At 57.5% G+C, this 1,067-nt stretch carries 1 pseudogene; it reads left to right on the top strand.

The window, feature by feature from the left end:
- The first annotated feature begins 71 nt into the window (after window positions 1-71).
- A pseudogene (locus ACIOMO_RS27915) lies at window positions 72-744 on the top strand (NuoB/complex I 20 kDa subunit family protein).
- Window positions 745-1,067 lie beyond the last annotated feature (323 nt).

The following is a 1,067-nucleotide window of genomic DNA, read 5'->3' as shown; positions in this document are numbered from 1 at the left end:
GGGCGCCGTTTTCTGGGCTCCGGAAGCTCGTCGCACGCGGCAGGCGAAGCTGAAACAATGAGGCTTTGGCAATGCAATACAATCTCACCAGGATCGACCCCGATTCTCCTAACGAGCAGTATCCGATTGGCGAACGGGAAACCGTTTCCGATCCGTTAGAAGATCAAGTCCACAAAAACATTTTCATGGGCAAGCTGGAAGACGTGCTGAGTGGCGCGGTCAACTGGACGTAAGAACTCCCTGTGGCCGTACAACTTCGGCTTGTCGTGCTGCTACGTGGAAATGACCACCGCCTTCACGGCGCCCCACGACATCGCGCGCTTTGGCGCCGAGGTTATCCGGGCATCGCCGCGTCAGGCCGACTTCATGGTTATCGCCGGTACCTGCTTCATCAAGATGGCGCCGATCATCCAGCGTCTCTACGAGCAGATGCTCGAGCCGAAGTGGGTGATCTCCATGGGTTCGTGCGCTAACTCCGGTGGCATGTACGACATCTACTCTGTGGTTCAAGGGGTGGACAAGTTCCTGCCCGTGGACGTCTACGTACCTGGCTGCCCTCCTCGTCCGGAAGCATTTCTGCAAGGCTTGATGCTGTTGCAGGAATCGATCGGCAAGGAGCGTCGTCCGCTTTCCTGGGTCGTTGGCGATCAAGGCGTTTATCGCGCCGACATGCCTTCGCAGAAGGAACAGCGCCGCGAACAGCGAATCGCAGTCACCAACCTGCGCAGCCCTGACGAAGTCTGATCCAGATCTGTTCTGACAAAGAAACGAGAAGCTGGCTTCATTCTTTACGTTGACCGAAAGCGAAAAAATAACCATGACTACAGGCAGCGCTCTGTACATCCCGCCTTATAAGGCAGACGACCAGGATGTGGTCGTTGAATTGAACAACCGTTTTGGCGCCGAAGCGTTTACCGCTCAGTCGACCCGCACCGGCATGCCGGTGCTGTGGGTGGCGCGCGCCAAACTCGTCGAAGTCCTGACCTTCCTGCGCAACCTGCCCAAGCCGTACGTCATGCTCTATGACCTGCACGGCGTGGACGAGCGTCTGCGCACCAAGCGTCAAG

The organism is Pseudomonas sp. NPDC087804, from assembly GCF_044742965.1.
In the GTDB taxonomy this organism is placed as follows: Bacteria; Pseudomonadota; Gammaproteobacteria; order Pseudomonadales; family Pseudomonadaceae; genus Aquipseudomonas; species Aquipseudomonas rustica.
This window is presented reverse-complemented; position numbering and strand designations above follow the sequence as displayed.